Raw genomic sequence first — 19414 nt, forward strand, 5'->3', positions numbered from 1 at the left:
TGTCCTCAGCCCTCGAACGAGAAGCGCGGGAACGCGAGATCGCCCGCGTAACGGGCGGCGTCGCCGAGCTGCTCCTCGATGCGCAGGAGCTGGTTGTACTTGGCGACGCGCTCGCTGCGCGCCGGGGCACCGGTCTTGATCTGGCCGCAGCTGCACGCGACCGCGAGGTCGGCGATGGTGGTGTCCTCGGTCTCGCCCGAGCGGTGGCTCATCATCGTCTTGTACCCGCTGTTGTGGGCCAGCGCGACGGCGTCCAACGTCTCGGTGAGCGTGCCGATCTGGTTGACCTTCACCAGCAGGGCGTTGGCCGCCCCGCGGTTGATGCCCTGCTCGAGGCGCTCGGGGTTGGTGACGAAGAGGTCGTCGCCGACGAGCTGCACCTTGTCGCCGATGGAGTCGGTCAGGGCGACCCAGCCGTCCCAGTCGTTCTCGTCGAGCGGGTCCTCGATCGAGACCAGCGGGTAGGCGTCGACGAGCTCGCCGTAGAACGCCGACATCTCCTCCGCCGTCTTGGTCTCCTTCTCGAACGCGTAGCCCGTTCCGGCGGTGTAGAACTCGGTCGCCGCCACATCGAGGGCGAGCGCGACGTCGCGACCGGGGGTGAGGCCGACACCGGAGATGGCCTCGAGGATGAGGTCCAGCGCGGCGCGGGTGCCGGCGAGGTCGGGCGCGAAGCCGCCCTCGTCACCGAGACCGGTGGACAGCCCCTGGGCCTTCAGCACCGACTTCAGCGAGTGGTAGACCTCGGCACCCCAGCGCAGCGCCTCCTTGAAGGTCGGCGCGCCGACGGGGGCGATCATGAACTCCTGGACGTCGACGCCGCTGTCGGCGTGGGCGCCACCGTTGATGATGTTCATCATCGGCACCGGGAGGATGTGCGCGTTCGGGCCGCCGATGTAGCGGAACAGCGGCAGGCCCGCGGACTCCGCGGCACCCTTGGCGATCGCGAGCGAGACGCCCAGCAGGGCGTTCGCGCCCAGGCGGGACTTGTCGGCGGTGCCGTCCAGATCGAGCAGGGCCTGGTCGACGACGCGCTGGTCGTCGGCCTCGATGCCGATCACCGCGGGGGCGATGTCACCCAGGACCGCCTCGACCGCCTTGGTGACACCCTTGCCGCCGTACCGGTCGCCGCCGTCGCGCAACTCCACGGCCTCGTGCTCGCCGGTGGATGCCCCCGACGGGACCGCCGCCCGGGTGAAGGTGCCGTCCTCGAGGGCGACCTCGACCTCCACGGTCGGATTGCCCCGGGAGTCGAGGATCTCGCGGGCCCCGACCTGCTCGATGATCGCCACGTTGTTGAGCCTTTCGTTCTGCGCAGCCGCCCGGTGGGTCACAGAGGAGCCCCGGGATCGTCGTGTCGAAGACTAGTGCGTGACACCGCCCGCACCCGGTCTGACTCGCCCGGGACACCGGACACCGGCACAGACGGCCCCGAGTCGGACGGTCAGAAGGCGACGTTCACCGAGTACGCGTTCGCTTGATCGCGCACGTCGAGCACGTATTTGCGTGAGTTGTTGTAGACGCGCACGGCCTTCTGCCACCCCTCCGGCGTCGTGAGGTCCCCGCCCGAGACGCAAAGGTAGCGGGCGGCGGAGAGCGCGGCGTCGTCGATGTTGTCCGGGTCGGCGACTCCGTCACCGTTCGCGTCGACGCCGTAGCGCTTCCACGTCTCCGGGATGAACTGGAACGGCCCCATGGCCCGATCGTGTTCGGCGTCGCCGTCCATCGCGCCGCCGTCGGTGTCGGCGATGGTGAGGTTGCCGGCGGTCCCGTCGAGCTTGACGCCGCGGATGGGCGGGCTGACCTCACCGTCGGGGGCGATCCTCGCGCCGCGGTATGTGCCGTGCTTGCTCTCCACCCCGGCCACACCCGCCAGGGTCGTCCAGGCGATGCCGCACTCGGGGTGCTGCTGGCGCTGGATCTCCGCCGCGTTGCCGTAGGACTCCATCGCGATGAGCGGGATGCCGGTCGAGGCGGCGATCGGGCGGGCCCAGGCCTCGAGCCGATCGGCGGTCCGACCCGGCGCGTTGACGTCGAGGTAGGGCACCGCGGCACCGGGCCCCGGCGGCAGACCCTCGGGGATGTCGACCGACGGTCGCCCCGGCAGATCGATGCAGGCGGACGTCGTCGTCGCGATCACCGCCATCAGCAGCACCACCGCCCAGCGCGTACCGCGCCGGCCCGAGCCCGACATCCACCCACTCCTCCCGCACCCACCGGTCACGGGTACAGGCTCTCAACTCTCCGGTCGCGATTATCGTTCCCACGCCGTCGGGAGTATTGTCCGCTGAGGGCAGCCTAACCGAAGGTTGCCCAGCCTAAGCTATAGCCAGCATCACCGTCGCCCCGCCGGGCGACCGTGCCGGAAGGGGACCCGAGGAGTGGGCAGTCCATCGGTGACCTCACAGCTGCTGGGAAGCGGACTGATCGGCGTACGGGAAGGACTCGAGACCGGGATCGTCGTCATGATCCTCGTCGCCTTCCTCGTCAAGTCCGACCGGCGTGACGCGCTCCGCTGGGTGTGGTTGGGCGTCGCCGCCGCGGTCGTCATGGTGCTCGCGGTGTTCGCGGGCATCCACTACGGAACGTCGACCATCTCCGGGCTCGCCGCCGAGGCCGTCGCGGGTGTCGCATCGCTGGTCGCGGTCGTCATCGTCACCGGGATGGTGCTCTGGATGCGCCGCGCGGCCGCCCACATCTCGACCGACCTCAAGGCGGGCATGGGCAGGGCGCTCGAGGTCGGCGCGCCCGCCGTGCTCCTGCTGGCGTTCCTCGCCGTCGGACGCGAGGGCATCGAGACGGCGCTGCTGATGGTCGGGTACGCCGAGAACACCTCCGGCAGCAGCTGGCCGCTCGTCGGTCTCCTCGTCGGCGTCGTCGTCGCGGTCGTCCTCACCATCGGCCTCTACCAGGGGACCGTGCGGATCGACCTGCAGAAGTTCTTCACCTGGACCGGCGCGTTCCTCGTGGTGGTCGCCGCGGGCATCCTCGCCTACGGCATCCGCGCCGTGCAGACCGTCGGATGGCTCCCCGGTCTCGGCACACGCGCGTTCGACATCTCCTCGGTCTACGACCAGTCGTCCTGGTACGGGACCCTCCTCGGCGGCATCTTCAACTTCCGGCCCGATCCCACACTGCTGCAGGTGATCGCGTGGTGCGCCTACCTCGCCGTCGTGATGACCCTGTTCTTCCGTCCCACCTCCGCGCCGCGTCGACAGACGACCGACGCGTCCACCCAGGCCGCGGCCGCGTGAGCGCGCCGACCTCCAGAAAGGCACCACCGGTGACCCGAACCGTCCTGCGCGCGACCACAGCCTGCGCCGCCATCGTCGTGGTCGCGGCGACCGCCGGCTGCACGGCGAAATCGTCGAGTTCCGACGGCGCGATCGCCGTGACGTCGACGGACTCGTCCTGCGACCTCGGTCGGTCCGACGCCCAGACCGGAACCGTCGACTTCGCGGTGACCAACAACGGCGACAAGGTCACCGAGTTCTACGTGTACGGCAACAACAACCGCGTGCTCGGCGAGGTCGAGAACATCGGACCCGGCCTCACCGGCAAGCTGACCGTCGAGATCGTCGACCCCGCCACCTACCAGGTCGCGTGCAAGCCGGGCATGGTCGGCGACGGCATCCGCAAGGACCTCACCGTCTCCGGCGAGAAGAAGGAGCGGCAGCAGGCGCCCGCGAGCGTCGAGACCGCCAAGCAGACCTACCTGACCTACGTCCGCGGGCAGCTCAGCGGACTCCAGGCGCAGACGAAGTCGTTCACCGACGCGATCGTCGCCGGCGACCTCGACGCCGCCCGCGCCCAGTTCGGCCTCACCCGCACGTTCTACGAGCGCATCGAGCCCGTCGCCGAGTCGTTCCCCGACCTCGACCCCGCGATCGACATGCGCTGGGACGACACCGCCGACGGCTCCGAGCCGTTCACCGGTTTCCACCGCCTCGAGCGTTTCCTCTGGCCGCCGAAGCAGTCCGACGTCGGAGCACAGGGCAGCGACGTCGCCGCCGCGGACCTCGCGAACGCGCAGAAGACCGACACCAAGCCCGAGATCGACAAGGTCGCCGCACAGCTGAACACCGACGTGGGTCGCCTCGTCACCGAGGTCGCCAAGCCCGACTTCACCTTCGAGACACAGTCGTTCGTGAAGGGCCCACAGGCCCTGGTCGACGAGATCGCCGCGACCAAGGTCGGCGGTGAAGAGGACCGCTACTCCCACACCGACCTGTTCGACTTCGCCGCGAACATCGACGGCTCGGAGACGCTGATCGCCGATCTGCAGCCGGTGATCTCGGCGAAGAACCCGGCGTTGATGGACAAGATCACCGCCCAGTTCCAGACGATCCGCAACGACATCAACGCGTTCCGCGCCGGCGACGGCTACGTCTCCTACGACACCGTCCCCGAGGACAAGCGCAAGGCACTCTCCGACCAGATCGACGCCCTGTCGCAGTCGCTGAGCCAGGTGCCGGGGCTGGTCCTGCAGCAGTGAACGGCAGGTTCTCGCGCCGGGCGTTGCTCGGCGGCGCCGGCGCAGGTGTGGTCGCCGCAGCAGCGGCGGGAGTCGCGGTGGGACGCAACACCGTCGACGAGTACGCCGCCCCCGGGATCGTCCCCTTCCGGGGCGAGCGTCAGGCCGGCATCATCACCGCCGCACAGGACCGCCTGCACTTCGCGTCCTTCGACGTCATCACCGACTCGCGGGACGAGCTGGTCGACATGCTGAAGCGGTGGACCGCCGCGGCCGAACGCATGACGCGAGGTGAGGAGACCGTCGAGGGCGGTGCCGTCGACCACGGCGAGTACATGCCCCCGGCCGACACCGGCGAGGCACTCGGTCTGCACGCGTCGTCGCTCACGCTGACCATCGGCTTCGGTCCCGGCCTGTTCGGTCCGAGCGCGTCGGACCCGACCCGCCCCGACCGGTTCGGCATCGGAGCGCACCGACCCGCCGCGCTGGTCGATCTCCCGGCGTTCGCCAAGGACGCGATCGAGCCCGCACGCAGCCACGGTGACATCTGTGTCCAGGCGTGCGCCGACGATCCCCAGGTCGCGGTCCACGCGATCCGCAACCTCGCCCGGATGGGCTTCGGTGTCGTCAGCGTGCGGTGGTCGCAACTCGGTTTCGGCCGGACGTCGAGCACCACGTCGAACCAGCAGACCCCGCGGAACATGTTCGGGTTCAAGGACGGGACCGCGAACATCCGCGCGGACCAGACCGACGTGCTCGACCGATGGGTCTGGGTCGACCCGGCCGACGTCCCCGGCAAGGCCGCGTGGATGGCGGGAGGTTCCTACCTCGTCGCCCGTCGCATCCGCATGGACATCGAGCCGTGGGATCGCGCGAACCTCTTCGAGCAGGAGGCGATCGTCGGGCGGACCAAGGGCGTGGGCGCCCCGCTGGGCATGACGAACGAGAGCGACACCCCGGACTTCGCCGTCGCGACGTCCGACGGTCCGACCATCCCCCGCAACGCCCATGTGCGACTCGCCCACCCCGACAACCTCGGTGGGGTGCAGATCCTGCGGCGGGGCTACAACTTCACCGACGGCTCCGACGGCTTCGGCCACCTCGACGCGGGACTGTTCTTCATCGCCTACTGCCGGGACCCCGGCGCCCAGTTCGTGCCGATGCAGCGGGCGTTGGCGAGCAAGGACGCGATGATGGAGTACCTCACCCACAACGGCAGTGCGCTGTTCGCCTGCCCACCCGGCCTCGGTTCGGGTGAGTGGTGGGGCCAACGCCTCTTCGAGTCCTGACCCACGCCTGGTCGGTAGGTTGGAGGTGTGGATCTCCATCGGTGGCGCAGTCGGCTCCCGGTGCGACGGCCCTCCGACGGCGAGATCGTCGGGTGGACGGTCACCGACCACCCCGACGACGACCGCGTCGACGCCGTGAACCCGGTCGGGCAGATCGTCGGCCGGGACCTCGAGTACGAGCAGGCGCACGACCTCCTCGTCGAGCGGGGGCTCGCATCCCTGGACGACCGCTGCTGGGCGTGCATCCCCACACCCATCACCCGCGACGCCGATCTCACACGGCCACAACCCGACTGGCGCTGGCGTCGGGTGGTGCTCACCCAGCTCGACGACACCCAGGTGTGGATCCGGCCGGCCCACCCGGCCTGGACCGAACGGCTCACCGAGGTCCCGTTGTGGCTCCCCGCCGACGACATCCTGCGCCACGACCCGCCCGCGACGGACGAGTGATCAGGCTCCTACGTACGGTCAGCGGAACTCGCGACGCCAGTCCTCGGCGTCGGGCGACGTGGTCCCGGCCGCGCGCAGACCCGACTCCGCCGCCCGGACACTCGTCATGAACTCGACGACGCGGGCACGCTGACGATCCTCGACACTCGCCTCGCCGTCGGCCGCGAGATCCGCGGCGAGGTGCACCGTCAGCAGGGATTCGGGGATCAGGTCGCGGGGGAACCCGACCGCGTCGAGCCGCTCGATCACCTTCTGCGTCAACGCCAGTGACGGCTGCGCCGTGGGCACGCCGTCCAGGACGGACTCACGACGCTTCTCGGCGGCCTTGTTCTGTTCCCACTGCGCGATCTGCGTCGCGAGGTCGGTCTCACCCGCCAGCACACCCGCCGACCGCGCCGAGATCTTCTCCGTGAACGTGCGTGCGACGTCGTCGATGTCGAAGGGGTGACCGTCGCTGTCGGCAGCGATCCGCGCGTGGAACAGCACCTGCAGCAACAGGTCCGACAACTCCTCGCGGACGTCGTCCGGGGAACCCGAGTCGATCGCGTCGAGGAGTTCGTAGGTCTCCTCCAGCAGGTACCTGCGCAGCGACTCGTGCGTCTGCGTCGCCTCCCACGGCCCCACCCGCCGTAGTCGGTCCATGAGGTCCACGGCGTCGAGGAGCGCCTCCCCCGGACGACGACCTGGCCCGGTCACGACGCCTCGGTGACCACGGGGCCGCGCATGTCGCGCGAGCCCGGATCGTTGCCGCTCACCACCGACATCACGTCGGCGACGAACTGGATCAGCTCGACGTCGCGTACCCGGGCACTGCCCAGTCCGGAGGTGCGCGGCACCGGGACGGTCAGCACCGAGGTGGTGGCCCGGTAGGTCGATCCCTGGAACACGCGCTTGACCCGGATCTGCTGGCTGTCGAGCAGGTCCACCGGCGCGATCTTGACCCCGGTGCCCGCCATGCCGACCTCGGTGATCCCCAGCTCGCGGGCCAGGATCCGCAGCTTCGCCACGGACACCAGACGCGAGACCTCCTCGGGCAGAGGCCCGTAGCGGTCCAGCATCTCGTCGACGACGGCGCGGACGTCGTCGTCGGTGGTGGCCGCGGCGAGCTTGCGGTACGCCTCGAGGCGCAGCCGGTCGGAGTCGACGTAGTCGGCCGGGATGTGCGCGTCGACGGGGAGGTCGATGCGGACCTCCTTCGACTCCTCGGACGTGATGGGCTGTCCGTCGGCGGCCGCGCGGTAGGCCTCGACGGCCTCCCCGACCAGGCGCACGTACAGGTCGAACCCGACACCGGCGACGTGGCCCGACTGCTCGGCACCGAGCACGTTGCCGGCACCACGGAGCTCGAGGTCCTTGAGCGCCACCGCCATACCGGCGCCGAGCTCGTTGTTCTGCGCGATCGTCGCGAGCCGGTCGTAGGCGGTCTCGGTCAGCGGCTTCTCGCCGCTGTAGAGCAGGTATGCGTATCCCCGCTCGCGACTGCGCCCGACACGTCCGCGCAACTGGTGCAGCTGCGACAGTCCCAGCGCCTCCGCGCGGTCGACGATGAGGGTGTTGGCGTTGGAGATGTCCAGACCGGTCTCGATGATCGTGGTGCACACCAGGACGTCGTACTCGCGGTTCCAGAACCCGGCGACGGTCCGTTCGAGCTGGTCCTCGCCCATCTGACCGTGCGCGACGACCACCCGTGCCTCGGGGACCATGTCCGCGACCATCTTCGCGGTGCGGTCGATGGAGCTGACGCGGTTGTGGACGTAGAACACCTGGCCGTCCCGGAGGAGTTCGCGCCGGATGGCCGCGGCGACCTGCTTCGGTTGGAAGGCACCGACATAGGTCAGCACCGGGTGTCGCTCCTCCGGCGGGGTGAGGATGGTCGACATCTCGCGGATGCCCGCCATCGACATCTCCAGGGTGCGCGGGATCGGCGTCGCGGACATCGTCAGCACGTCGACGTGCGTGCGCAGCGACTTGATGTGTTCCTTGTGCTCCACACCGAAGCGCTGTTCCTCGTCGACGATGACCAGTCCGAGGTCCTTCCACCGGACGGCGGTCTGCAGGAGGCGGTGTGTGCCCACGACGATGTCCACACTGCCCTCGGCCATCTCGTCGATGATCTCGCGGGACTCCTTGGCGTCGGTGAACCGCGACAGGCCACGGATGCGGACCGGGAAGCCGGACATGCGCTCGGTGAACGTCTGCAGATGCTGTTGGGCGAGAATGGTCGTCGGGACCAGCACGGCCACCTGCTTGCCGTCCTGCACCGCCTTGAACGCGGCACGCACGGCGATCTCGGTCTTGCCGTAGCCCACGTCGCCGACGATGACGCGGTCCATCGGGACCGCCTTCTCCATGTCGGACTTCACCTCACCGATCACCGTCATCTGATCGATGGTCTCGGTGAACCCGAACGCGTCCTCCATCTCCGCCTGCCACGGGGTGTCCGGGGCGAACGCGTGACCGGGCGCGGCATGCCGGGCCGCGTAGAGGGCGACGAGTTCGCCGGCGATCTCACGAACCGCCTTGCGCGCCTTGCGCTTGGTGTTCTGCCAGTCCGACCCACCCAGCTTCGACAGCGACGGCTGCTCACCGCCGACGTACCGCGACAGCTGGTCGAGGGAGTCCATGGGCACGAACAACCGGTCGCCGGGATGCCCCCGCTTGGACGCGGCGTACTCGAGCACCAGGTACTCGCGGCGTGCACCGCCGATGGTGCGTTCTATCATCTCGACGAACTTGCCGATGCCGTGCTGGTCGTGGACGACGAGGTCCCCGGCGGTCAGCGCCAACGGGTCGACGGTGTTGCGGCGTTTCGCCGGCATGCGCTTGCCGTCGCCCGCGGTGGCCACCCGTGTGCCGGTGAGGTCGGCCTCGGACACCACGACGAGCTGGGCTCCCGCGCAGACGATCCCGTGACGCAGCGGTCCGCACAACACCGAGACGACACCCTCCGCCGGTGCGTCGCCCTCGTCGGCGATGACGGCGGGCACCTCAGCCTCGGCCAGTCGCTCGCGGTACCGCTGCGCTGTCCCTTTGCCCTGCACGACGATCGCCGCGCGACCGCCGGTGCTGACATGCGCGCGGAGGGAGGCGAACGTGGTGGCCACCTCGTCCTCGGACCCCCGCGGCGCCGGGCCCGGGGTGACGTCGACGACGACGGTGTTCTCGTCGGTGTCGGGGCCCGTGGCCAGCGGGGTCACGGTCCACCAGGGGCGATCGCCCTCGATCGCGATGTCCCGCACCTCGTCGAGGGGTCGGTACGAGCTGGCCTGCAGATCGATGTCGCCGAGCGACGACCCCGCCGAGGAGGAGTCGAGCGGTGCGTCACCGCCGGTGGAGGCGGCCGTCCACGACGCCTCGAGGAACTCGCGACCGGTCGCGGAGAGGCCCGCGGCACGGGTGCGCACCTTCTCCGGATCGAGGACGACTACGTGCGTCGCCGCAGGCATCACCTCGGCGAGCAGGCGCATCCGACCGTCGACGAGTGCCGGGATGAGGGCTTCCATCCCCTCCACCGGGATGCCCTCGGCGAGCTTGGCGAACATCTCGGCGGTGGCGCGGTCCCCGGACTCACGAGCGCCCAGTGCGGCGGCCTTGTCGCGCACGGCGTCGGTGAGGAGCAGTTCCCGGCAGGGATGGACGTGGACCAGCGATGCGTCGACCTCGGGCTGACTGCGCTGGTCGGCCACCGCGAAGGCACGCTGCTCGGTGATCTCGTCACCCCAGAACTCGACGCGCACAGGGTGATCCGCGGTGGACGGGAACACGTCGAGGATGCCGCCGCGGACGGCGAACTCCCCACGCTTGCCGACCATGTCGACGCGCAGGTACGCCAGTTCGACCAGTCGACCGAGGAGCTCGTCGAAGTCGAACTCGGCGCCCTCCCGCAGCACGATCGGCTCGATGGTGCCCGCGTCGGGCGCCATGGGCTGGATCAGCGACCGCACCGTGGTGACCACCACGCGCACCGGCGGCCCGTAGGACTCGTCCTCGGGATGCGCGAGGCGATAGAGCACCTGCAGGCGTCGCCCGACGGTGTCGGCACTCGGCGACAACCGCTCGTGCGGGAGGGTCTCCCAAGACGGGAAGTCGACGACGCTCTCACCGAGCATCGCGCGCAGTTCGGCGGTGAGGTCCTCGGCTTCACGTCCGTTCGCCGACACGACGAGGACCGGCGCGGGCCGGGCGTCGTCGGACGCGGCCGCAGCGATCAGGAAGGGACGCGCGGCGTCCGGGGCGACGATGTCGAGCTGCGGACGGCCCAGCCTGTCGCGGATCTGCGCGATGGCGGGATCGGAACAGGCGATGTCGGTGAGACCGGCGAGCGGGGAACCCACGGCCAGAGTGGATGGCACTCTCGCCATCTTAGGGAAATGCGGTCGCCGTCCCGACACCGGCGGTGCGACGATGACCACATGCCGGACACGGGCCCCATGGACCACTCGATCACCACGGTCGCGCAGCTCGAGGCCGTCATCGGCCTCCCCAACGAGCGCGCCGCCACCAAGGTGCGGTCCCGCCTGTCCGACGTCCACCGCGACTGGGTGGCCCACTCGCCGTTCGTCGTCCTGTCCACGGTCGACTCCGCGGGCCGTGTCGACGTCTCGCCCAAGGGTGACCCGCCGGGGTTCGTGCAGATCCTGGACGACACCCGGATCGCGATCCCCGAGCGTCCGGGGAACCGTCGCGTCGACGGCTACCGCAACATGCTGTCGGACCCGCACGTCGGGACGCTGTTCCTCGTCCCCGGTCGCGGCGACACCCTCCGGATCAACGGGCGCGCCCGGATCGTCTCCGACGCGGAGTACTTCGACGCGATGGCCGTGCGGGGACGCCGCCCCGTGCTCGCCGTCGAGATCGACGTCGACGAGGTCTTCTTCCACTGCTCCAAGGCGTTCATGCGGTCGGATCTGTGGAAGCACGAGACGTGGCGTCCCGAAGCCCTGCCGAGTGCCGCGGAGATCGCACACCGGGTCAGCGGGGCCGACCTCGAGGAGTTGCGCGAGCACTACCGCGACGACAACTACCGCCGCCTCCTGTACTGAGCTCCCCGCGGGAGCACCTATATCGTTCGGCCATGATCTCGACCTGGACGGCGGCCCGCATGCCCCGCCTCGACGGCCGCACGCTCGTCGTCACCGGCGGCACACGCGGTATCGGTCTGGCGACCGCACACGCGGCGGCCGCCGCGGGCGCCCGAGTCGTCATGACCGGCCGGTCCGGTGATGCGGCGCGGTCGGTGGCCGCGACCGTCGCCGCCGAGACCCACGGCGCGGTCTCCGGCGCGGCACTCGATCTCGCCGACCGGGACTCGGTGCTCCGTTTCGCGGACTCCCTCGACGACGTCGACGTGCTGCTGCACAACGCCGGCATCATCCCGGCGCGTCACGAGTACACCGCCGACGGGTTCGAGTCCGCGATGGCGACCAATCTGCTCGGGCCGTTCCTGCTGACCAACGAGGTGCTCCCCCGGGTCCGTGACCGGGTCGTCGTGGTCACCTCGCTCGTCCACCGCCTCGGCGTCGTCGATCCCGACGACCTGCACTACCGGTCGCGACGGTGGAGCCGCAAGCGCGGATACGCCGACTCCAAACTGGCGAACGCTCTGTGGGCCCTGGAGCTCGACCGGCGTCTGCGCGCCGCGGGCTCGTCCGCCGCCGCGGTGCTGTGTCATCCGGGGGTCGCGGCCACCGAGATCACCAGCCTCACACCCTTGCAGAGCGTGAACCACGGTGTCATCTGGGCCGCGTCGCGCATCGCCAACACCCCGGAGCGGGCTGCCGACTGCGAGATCTACGCGTCGGTGATGCCGGTGCCACCCGGAGCCTTTGTCGGCCCGGGCGGTCGCGGCGGGGTGCGGGGCGCCCCCACCCTCGTCGGGCGATCCGCCGCGGCCGGCGACCTGCGACTCGCGGGCCGCCTGTGGGAGGCCGCCGCCGACGCGACCCGATCGGACGTCACGCTGTGAGCATCGAGATCCGGCCCGCCCACCTCGACGACGTCGAGCAGATCGCACAGATCTACACCCACTACGTCGAGACGACCGTCATCACCTTCGACTACACCTCCCCGTCGGTCGACGAGTGGCGCTCGCGCCTGACGGCGATCACCGGCCGGGGTCGCCCCTTCCTCGTCGCAGCCGACACCGACGACCCCGGCACGGTGCTCGGCTACGCCTACCTCGGTGACTTCCGCACCAAGACCGCCTACGACTGGACCACCGAGGACAGCATCTACCTGCGCCCGGAGGCGACCGGCCGTGGACTCGGGTCTGCCCTGCTGCGCGCACTGCTGACCGACCTCGACCCCGCCACCGTGCGCCGGGTCGTCGCGGTGATCTCCGTGATCGAGTCCGACGCGTCGATCCGCCTGCACGAACGCTTCGGCTTCGAGCGGACCGGCACCCTGCGGCGCATCGGGTGGAAGTTCGACCGCTGGATCGACTGCGCCGTGCTGCAATACGAGGTGCCGGGCACCTGAGCCCGACGCCCGCGTCCCCCGGCCGCGGGAACAAAGACGGACCGCGGTCCGTTTGGAGGAGCATGGTCACCGTCACGCGACCCCCTGCTCTCTTCATCAGTCACGGGGCACCGCCGCTCCTCGACGACCGCCGGTGGGTGCGCGAACTCGCGGAACTGGCCGGTGACCTGCCCGAACCGACGGCGATCCTGGTGCTGTCCGCACACTGGGAGTCGGCTCCGCTGACGATCGGCTCGACGGACGCGGCGACCCCGCTGACCTACGACTTCTGGGGATTCGACGAGCGCTTCTACCGGATCCGCTACGACGCACCCGGCGCCACCGAGCTCGCCCGCCGGATCGAGGCGATGATGCCCGACCCGCTCGCGGTCCGACATGACCCCGACCGCCGCCTCGACCACGGCGCGTTCATCCCGCTGACCGTGATGTACCCCGAGGCGCGGATCCCGGTGGTGCAGGTGTCACTGCCCACGCTGGACCCCGTGACGCTCATCGACCTCGGGCGGCGACTGCACGAGCTGCGCGACGAGGGTGTGCTCGTCCTCGGGTCCGGCTTCACCACCCATGGACTGCCGTATCTGACCGACCCGACACCCGACGCGACCCCGCCGGGGTGGTCACGGGAGTTCGACGCGTGGGCGTCGGAACGACTCGCCGCGGCCGACGTCGACGCTCTTGTCGACTTCCGCACGCGCGCACCGGGGATGCCGTACGCGCACCCCACCGTCGAACACTTCGCGCCGCTGTTCGTCGCGCTCGGTGCCTCCGACGATCCGGGTCAGATCCCCGACCAGGTCATCGACGGGTTCTGGATGGGCCTGTCGAAGAGGAGCATCACGCTGCGCTGAGGTCAGGGGGCCTCGTCGATGCGGGGATCCACCTCGAGGTGGGTCAGCCCGTTCCAGCACAGGTTCACCAGATGCGCGGCGACGACCTCCTTGGACGGCTCGCGCACGTCGAGCCACCACTGGGCGGTCACCGACACCATCCCGACGAGCGCCTGCGCGTAGAGCGGGGCGAGCGACGCGTCGAACCCACGCCGCTCGAAGTCCTCGGCCAGGAGGTGTTCGACCTGGCTGATCGCGTCGTTGAGGAGGCTCGAGTACTTCGGTGCGCCGCCCGTCGCCGGTGATCCGTGGACCAGGATGCGGAACCCGTCGGTGCGCTCCTCCATGTAGGTGAGCAGCGCGAGGGCCACCTGTTCGACGCGGAAGCGGGACCGGTTGTTGGTCAGCGACGACGTGACGCGCTCGAGGAGGGTCTCCATCTCGCGGTCGATGATGACCGCGTACAGCGACTCCTTGCCGCCGAAGTGCTCGTAGACGACAGGCTTGGACACCGCGGCCCGCTGGGCGATCTCCTCGACCGACGTCCCCTCGTAGCCGCGTTCGGCGAACAGCCCGCGCGCGACCTCGATCAGCTGCAGGCGCCGTTGGGCACCGGTCATGCGGGCGCGCGGCGCGGCGCGGACCTCACGCTCCGCGTCGGCGGGTCGGTTCACGGCCATCGTTCCTCCAGCTCAGGGTGAGAAAAGAACATGTTCTCCCAGTCCGGTCCCGGCCCACTACGGTGACTCCATGCTCAGTGTGCAGCAGATCTCCGACCGACTCGAACTCCAGCAACTGCTGACCGACTACGCGACCGCCGTCGACCGCCGCCGCTTCGACGACCTCCACGAGCTGTTCACCGCGGACGCGCACATCGACTACTCCGCGGTCGGCGGTGCTGTCGGGACACCGGCCGAGATCGTCCCGTGGCTGCGCGAGAACCTCGCCCTGTTCGCCGCGTACTACCACCTCAACGCCAACATCGACCTCTCGATCGACGGCGACGACGCGACCGGCACCGTGATGTGCTTCAACCCGATGGTCTTCGCCGGCGACGACGCCACGGTGCTCACCGTCGGCGTCTGGTACCACGACACCTACCGCCGCGTCGACGGCCGCTGGCGCATCACCGGCCGCGTCGAGGAGAAGTGCTTCATGCACTGACCCGCCACCCGCCGAGCGGGCAGACAATTCACGCCGAGCGGGCACAAAACGAGCGCCGAGTGGGCAGAAAGTTCCGGAACTGTGCTCCCCCACCAGGACTCGAACCTGGAATGCCTGAACCAAAATCAGAAGTGTTGCCGATTACACCATGGGGGAACGGCGGGCCGGACCCGCCGCTCGAGATTGTGCCACGGGTCAGGCGCGAGCACGGATCCAGTCGATCAGCTCGTCGATCGGCATCGGGCGAGCGACGTGGAAGCCCTGGACCAGGTCGGCATCGAGGTCGACGGCCAGCTGGGCCATGGCCTCGTCCTCCACCCCTTCGAGCACGACCTGTGCGTCGAGGGCTTTCGCCACCTCGATCGCGGCGCGCAGGATCTTGCGACCGCGCTCGTCCTCGCGCGCGCGGCGAACCAGGGAGCGGTCGACCTTCATCACGCCCGGTTCGAGACGGTCCAGCAGCTCGAGGTTGGAGTAGCCGGTGCCGAAGTCGTCGATGCTCACGATCGCGCCGAGCCGGCGCAACACCCCCAGGTTGTCCATCGCCCGACTCGCCGGGTCGAGCAGGGTCGACTCCACCACCTCCACGACGATCCGTTCGATACCGCCTGCGGGTGCCCACACCATGAGCCAGTCGACGATGTCCCGCTCGTCGAGCTCCGCCGCCGAGAGGTTCACGGCAACTCTCGGACGATCCACCCCCAGGGCGGACTGCAGCTCCGTGATGCCCTCGTCGACGAGCGTCAGGACCGTGCGGCCCAGCGCCCGCATCTGACCCGTCTCCGTCGCGTAGCCGATGAAATCGGCGGCCGTCATGAGCTCGCCGTCGTCGCGGCGCCACCGCACCAGCGCCTCGACCATCGCGACAGTCCCGTCGCGGACGTCCACCACAGGCTGGTAGTGCATGACGAACTCGTTCGAGATGAGCGCCGCACCCAGCTTCTGGCGCATCTCGGCCCGCTCGTCGGCGGCCTCGTTCATCGCCGCGGTGAAGTAGGCGTGACGGTCACGGCCCCGTTGCTTGGCCACGTACATCGCCGTGTCGGCGTTGTGCAGCAGTTCGCCGGCGGTCGACCCGTCCTGTGGATGCACCGCGATCCCGACCGACGCCGACACGTACACCAGAGAGTCCTGCATCGGGATCGGCTCACGGATGGCCGCCAGGATGCGGCGGGCGAGGGCGTCGAGTCCGTCGATGTCGTCGATCCGGGACACCAGCATCGCGAACTCGTCGCCGCCGAGCCGACCGACGACGTCCTCGTGACGTGCCGACCGGTGCAGTCGGGATGCCACGGTGGAGAGCACGATATCGCCCGCGCGGTGGCCGAACCGATCGTTGACGAGCTTGAATCCGTCGAGGTCGATCCACAGCAGCGCGATCCCCCGGGTGGCATTCGCCATCATCTCGTCGGCCCGCGTCCGGAGATAGTTGCGGGTCAGCAACCCGGTCTGTGGGTCGAACTGCTGGTGATGGGCGAGGCGCGCCACACTCTCCCGAAGCGCTGTCATGTCCCGGATCAGCGCAACCGTCCGTGGCGTATCGGCACCCGGCTCGAGGTCACCCACAGCGTGCATGTCGATCGTGATCCATCGGGCTTGCCCGTCGACGACGACGACCTGCACGTCCTCGTCCAGCAGATCGGCGCCACCCGTGGGGTCCTGGGCGGCCACCGACTCGAGCAGGAGCGAGAACGGGCTGCCGACAAGGGAATCCGCCGCATGCCCGAGGATCCCCTCGACGCCGGCGTTCGCGCTCACCACCCGCCCGTCGGCACCCAGGACGACGATCCCCATCTCCTCGGACTGCGAGACGGCCTCGAGGACGGCCGAACTGTGTGCAGCACGCCGCGCCAGCTCCCAGGTCTCGGTGACATCCCGGGAGCTGCCGTTGACACGTTCCGGGCCGTCGCCGTCAGGGGACATCCGTCGGGCCGACTCGCTGATCCCGCGGACACTGCCGTCGGGCCGGACCACGCGATAGTCGATCTGCCATCGCGGCTCGGCCGAGGCCCACGTCGCGCGGACACGTTCCCGGTCGTCGGGGTGGACGGTCGCGAGCAACAGCCCGGGCTCTGCGAGGACCGACTCGCGACCCACCCCGTACATCTCCTCGACCTGGGGGGTGACGAGGGTCAGCGTGCCGTCCGCTGTGCGCTGCCACACCATCTCCCGGACGGAACCGATGACGGCGTCGAGATTGTGCATCGCCGCCTCACGGGCCCGCCTCTCCGCTGCGATGTCGGCGACATCGGTGACGGTGACGATGGCGCCGTGCACGTCGTCGTCCGACCCGATGTAGGGCTGAACCTGCATGAGCAGATCGCGACGGTCGTTCGACAGTTCGCGCAGACGGGTCTCGCGGTGTGCCGCCGACGCCTCGAGATCGTCGGCGAGGCCCGGTACGGGGATGGTGGTCGGGACAGCGGTCAGGGACCGTCCGATGTCCTCGTCGATGAGGGAGAACAGGCGCACGGAGAGCGGGGTGTAGCGGGTCACGCGGAACTGCCGGTCGACGATGACCAGCCCGCTGGTGAGTGACGACTGGATGTTCTGCAGGTCGACGTTGAGCCGCTGCACCTCGTCGCTGCGCAGCCCGACCTCTGCGTTGAGCGTGGAGAGCTCCTCGTTGGTGGCCTCGAGTTCCTCGTTGGAGGCCTGCGCCTCCTCCGTGGTCGCCTGGAGTTCCTCTGCCGAGGCCTGCAACTCCTCGTTCAGTGCCTGCAGGTCCTCGTTCGAGGCGGTCAGATCGCCGATCGTCGACTGCAGTGCGTCCTGGGTCGCCCGCAGCTCGTCGGTCAGCGCCGTCTGCGTGGCGGACAGGACTGCGGGGTCGTCGACGTCGGGCGGCTGCGGCGCGCCCCGATCGGTGCGTGCTCGGAACGAGACGACCGTCCCGCCTCCCTCACCGACCAGGCGGGTGGCAGTGATCTCGACCGGATCCGCCCCCGGCCGATACATCGTCCGGGCGAGCGAACCCGGAGCGCTGAACCGCAGCTGGCTCAGCATCGTGCGGACCACGATGCGATATCGCTCCCGGATGAGGTCGCTGACGTGCCCGGTGTGTTGTCCGGGCCCCACGGAACACCACGGCGAGACATCCCCGACGACCTCCACGACCGCCTCGGCCCCGTCGAGGACGAGTGAGGGCGGGACCAGGGTGGCCAGTAGCCGGCGGAACAGCGTCGTGGGGGGTTCGACACCCCGGACGGCGGCGACGGCCGCGGACGGACCCGTCGACGGCAGGTAGGACCCGGTCGGCAGGGTCACCTGCCGGGGAATCGCCGTCCGGCGATAGACGCGACCGACCGCGTCGACGGTGGTGAACAGTCGGTTCACGTGCGGGATCCGCTCCGACTGGCCCAGCACGAGCAGCCCATCGGGCACCAGCGCGAACTGACACAAGGACAGGACCCGCTCCTGCAGGTGGTTCTGGAAGTAGATCATGGTGTTGCGCAACGAGATCAGCGACAGCCGGGGGAACGGTGGATCGTGGACCACGTTGTGCCAGGCGATGACCAGACACTCGCGGAGCACGGGGACGATCTCCCAGTCCGGGCCATGACGCTTCATCCACGCCGTGCGCAGGTGATCGGGGACCGACGCGACGACGGCATCGGGATACCGTCCGCGCCGCGCCACCGTGAGCGCCTCCTCGTTGAGGTCGGTGCCGAACACCTTCAACGTCGTGCGTACCTCCCGGCCGTGCTCCGTCAGCACCTGGGCCGCGATCATCGTGATCGTGTACGCCTCTTCGCCCGTCGCACACCCGGGCACCCAGATGCGCAGTTGCTCGTCGTCGGGCAACGCGTCAACGACGGTGGCGAGGTGTTCGCCGACCGTGATCCACACCGACGGATCACGGAAGAACGAGGTGACACCGACGAGGATGTTCGCGCTCAGGGCGCGCGCCTCGGTCGGGTCGTCGGCGATGCTCGCGAGGTACGCATCGACCGAGAGGCCCGAGAGGCGTTGCCGCCGTTGGATCTGCCGGAGGAGTGTCGACCGCTTGTACCCGGAGAAGTCGACCCCGGTCCGGTCGAGGAGCTTCGCGACGACACCGTTCACGGTGATCTCGTCCAGGCCGGCGGCAGACGGCGCGACGGTGTCGGGACCGGCGTCGGACCGCCGACCCAGCACGTGCAGGACCCCGGCGATCATGTCCTCGACGAAGAGGACCAGATCGACGGCCCCCGTTGCGATCCCGGCACCAGGCATCTCCGGGAACGCCGCCGTCGTCGGATCCTGCGCGACGACCATCCCGCCGGCGCGTTCCACGCTCTCGACGCCTCCGGCCCCGTCGTCACCCGAGCCGGACAGCAGTATCGCGATCGCTTCGGCGCCCAGGGACTCCGCGACGGACTCGAACAGGACGTCGATGCTCGGCGCGAGGCGATGACCCTCGGCGCTGGCGGTGACGCGAAGCTGAACGCCGTGCACCGAGACGTCGGTGCCCGGCGTCGCGACGAACACGACGTCGGCAACAAGTGCCGCTCCGTCGGTCGCCGCGACGACCTGCAGGTCGGTCACCTTGTCGAGGATCTCGGGCAGCACACTCTTGTCGGACGGCGAGATGTGCTGAGCCACCACGTAGCACAGGCCATCGCCGATCGACGCGTCGGCGAACAGACCACTCAACGCCACGATTCCGCCGGCGGAGCTCCCCACCGCGACGACCCTCGGCATGCGGGCGCCGCTGTCCCCCTGCTCCTCGGTCGACATGTTGACCGCCGTTC

The 19414-nt window shown here is 69.7% G+C and carries 15 protein-coding genes and 1 tRNA gene; 9 read left to right on the forward strand and 7 right to left on the reverse strand.

Annotated features, from left to right (window positions below; all coding sequences use genetic code 11):
- Positions 1-5: 5 nt before the first annotated feature.
- Positions 6-1292, reverse strand: coding sequence for a phosphopyruvate hydratase (gene eno / locus LX14_RS00725; protein WP_253645382.1), 1287 nt, complete (start codon positions 1290-1292; stop codon positions 6-8).
- A 152-nt stretch (positions 1293-1444) separates the two neighbouring features.
- Positions 1445-2146, reverse strand: a complete 702-nt coding sequence (locus tag LX14_RS00730) for a lytic transglycosylase domain-containing protein (RefSeq protein ID WP_253647831.1) — start codon at positions 2144-2146, stop codon at positions 1445-1447.
- Between the two features lie 250 nt (positions 2147-2396).
- On the opposite strand from LX14_RS00730, the gene efeU reads away from it, so the two are divergent.
- Genes efeU through LX14_RS00750 form a run of 4 tightly spaced genes read left to right on the forward strand, consistent with a single transcriptional unit; the run spans position 2397 to position 6213 of the window.
- Entirely contained in the window at positions 2397-3254 is an 858-nt protein-coding gene (gene efeU / locus LX14_RS00735) for an iron uptake transporter permease EfeU (protein ID WP_253645383.1), read from the forward strand.
- 29 nt (positions 3255-3283) lie between these two features.
- Positions 3284-4495 (forward strand): iron uptake system protein EfeO, encoded by a 1212-nt coding sequence (gene efeO / locus LX14_RS00740; RefSeq protein ID WP_372505223.1) that lies wholly within the window; start codon positions 3284-3286, stop codon positions 4493-4495.
- Positions 4492-5763, forward strand: coding sequence for an iron uptake transporter deferrochelatase/peroxidase subunit (gene efeB / locus LX14_RS00745; protein ID WP_253645384.1), 1272 nt, complete (start codon positions 4492-4494; stop codon positions 5761-5763). Before efeO ends, efeB begins: the two co-directional genes overlap by 4 nt.
- 27 nt (positions 5764-5790) lie before the next feature.
- Entirely contained in the window at positions 5791-6213 is a 423-nt protein-coding gene (locus tag LX14_RS00750) for a hypothetical protein (protein WP_253645385.1), read from the forward strand.
- An 18-nt stretch (positions 6214-6231) separates the two neighbouring features.
- On the opposite strand, the gene LX14_RS00755 is transcribed toward LX14_RS00750, so the two are convergent.
- Both LX14_RS00755 and mfd read right to left on the reverse strand, forming a co-directional pair.
- Positions 6232-6909 carry a nucleoside triphosphate pyrophosphohydrolase gene (locus tag LX14_RS00755; protein WP_372505224.1) on the reverse strand — a complete coding sequence of 226 codons (678 nt, stop codon included), beginning with the start codon at positions 6907-6909 and terminating at the stop codon, positions 6232-6234.
- Positions 6906-10574: a transcription-repair coupling factor gene (gene mfd, locus LX14_RS00760; protein WP_372505225.1), complete on the reverse strand. Its 3669-nt coding sequence runs from the start codon at positions 10572-10574 to the stop codon at positions 6906-6908. The genes LX14_RS00755 and mfd overlap by 4 nt, the downstream gene beginning before the upstream one ends.
- 69 nt (positions 10575-10643) lie before the next feature.
- Here mfd and LX14_RS00765 point away from each other — a divergent pair, with 69 nt between their 5' ends.
- The 4 genes from LX14_RS00765 to LX14_RS00780 all read left to right on the forward strand — a co-directional run bounded on the left by LX14_RS00765 (position 10644) and on the right by LX14_RS00780 (position 13538).
- Positions 10644-11255, forward strand: coding sequence for a pyridoxamine 5'-phosphate oxidase family protein (locus tag LX14_RS00765; protein ID WP_253647833.1), 612 nt, complete (start codon positions 10644-10646; stop codon positions 11253-11255).
- A 32-nt stretch (positions 11256-11287) separates the two neighbouring features.
- Complete coding sequence (locus LX14_RS00770) at positions 11288-12178, forward strand: SDR family NAD(P)-dependent oxidoreductase (RefSeq protein ID WP_253645387.1); 891 nt, start codon at positions 11288-11290, stop codon at positions 12176-12178.
- The gene (locus LX14_RS00775) at positions 12175-12690 is read left to right on the forward strand and encodes a GNAT family N-acetyltransferase (protein WP_253645388.1); all 516 of its coding nucleotides are present in this window, start codon (positions 12175-12177) and stop codon (positions 12688-12690) included. Before LX14_RS00770 ends, LX14_RS00775 begins: the two co-directional genes overlap by 4 nt.
- Before the next feature lie 62 nt (positions 12691-12752).
- Positions 12753-13538, forward strand: coding sequence for a dioxygenase family protein (locus tag LX14_RS00780; protein ID WP_253645389.1), 786 nt, complete (start codon positions 12753-12755; stop codon positions 13536-13538).
- Positions 13539-13540: 2 nt separating this feature from the next.
- On the opposite strand, the gene LX14_RS00785 is transcribed toward LX14_RS00780, so the two are convergent.
- Entirely contained in the window at positions 13541-14197 is a 657-nt protein-coding gene (locus tag LX14_RS00785) for a TetR/AcrR family transcriptional regulator (protein WP_253645390.1), read from the reverse strand.
- 70 nt (positions 14198-14267) lie between these two features.
- Here LX14_RS00785 and LX14_RS00790 point away from each other — a divergent pair, with 70 nt between their 5' ends.
- The gene (locus LX14_RS00790; protein ID WP_253645391.1) at positions 14268-14681 is read left to right on the forward strand and encodes a nuclear transport factor 2 family protein; all 414 of its coding nucleotides are present in this window, start codon (positions 14268-14270) and stop codon (positions 14679-14681) included.
- Positions 14682-14765: 84 nt separating this feature from the next.
- On the opposite strand, the gene LX14_RS00795 is transcribed toward LX14_RS00790, so the two are convergent.
- Together LX14_RS00795 and LX14_RS00800 are read right to left on the reverse strand one after the other, a co-directional pair.
- A tRNA-Gln gene (locus tag LX14_RS00795) sits at positions 14766-14837 on the reverse strand.
- Between the two features lie 39 nt (positions 14838-14876).
- Positions 14877-19400, reverse strand: coding sequence for an EAL domain-containing protein (locus LX14_RS00800; RefSeq protein ID WP_253645392.1), 4524 nt, complete (start codon positions 19398-19400; stop codon positions 14877-14879).
- Between the last annotated feature and the right edge of the window lie 14 nt (positions 19401-19414).

The sequence above is a fragment of the Williamsia deligens genome (assembly GCF_024171765.1).
Classification (GTDB): domain Bacteria; phylum Actinomycetota; class Actinomycetes; order Mycobacteriales; family Mycobacteriaceae; genus Williamsia_A; species Williamsia_A deligens.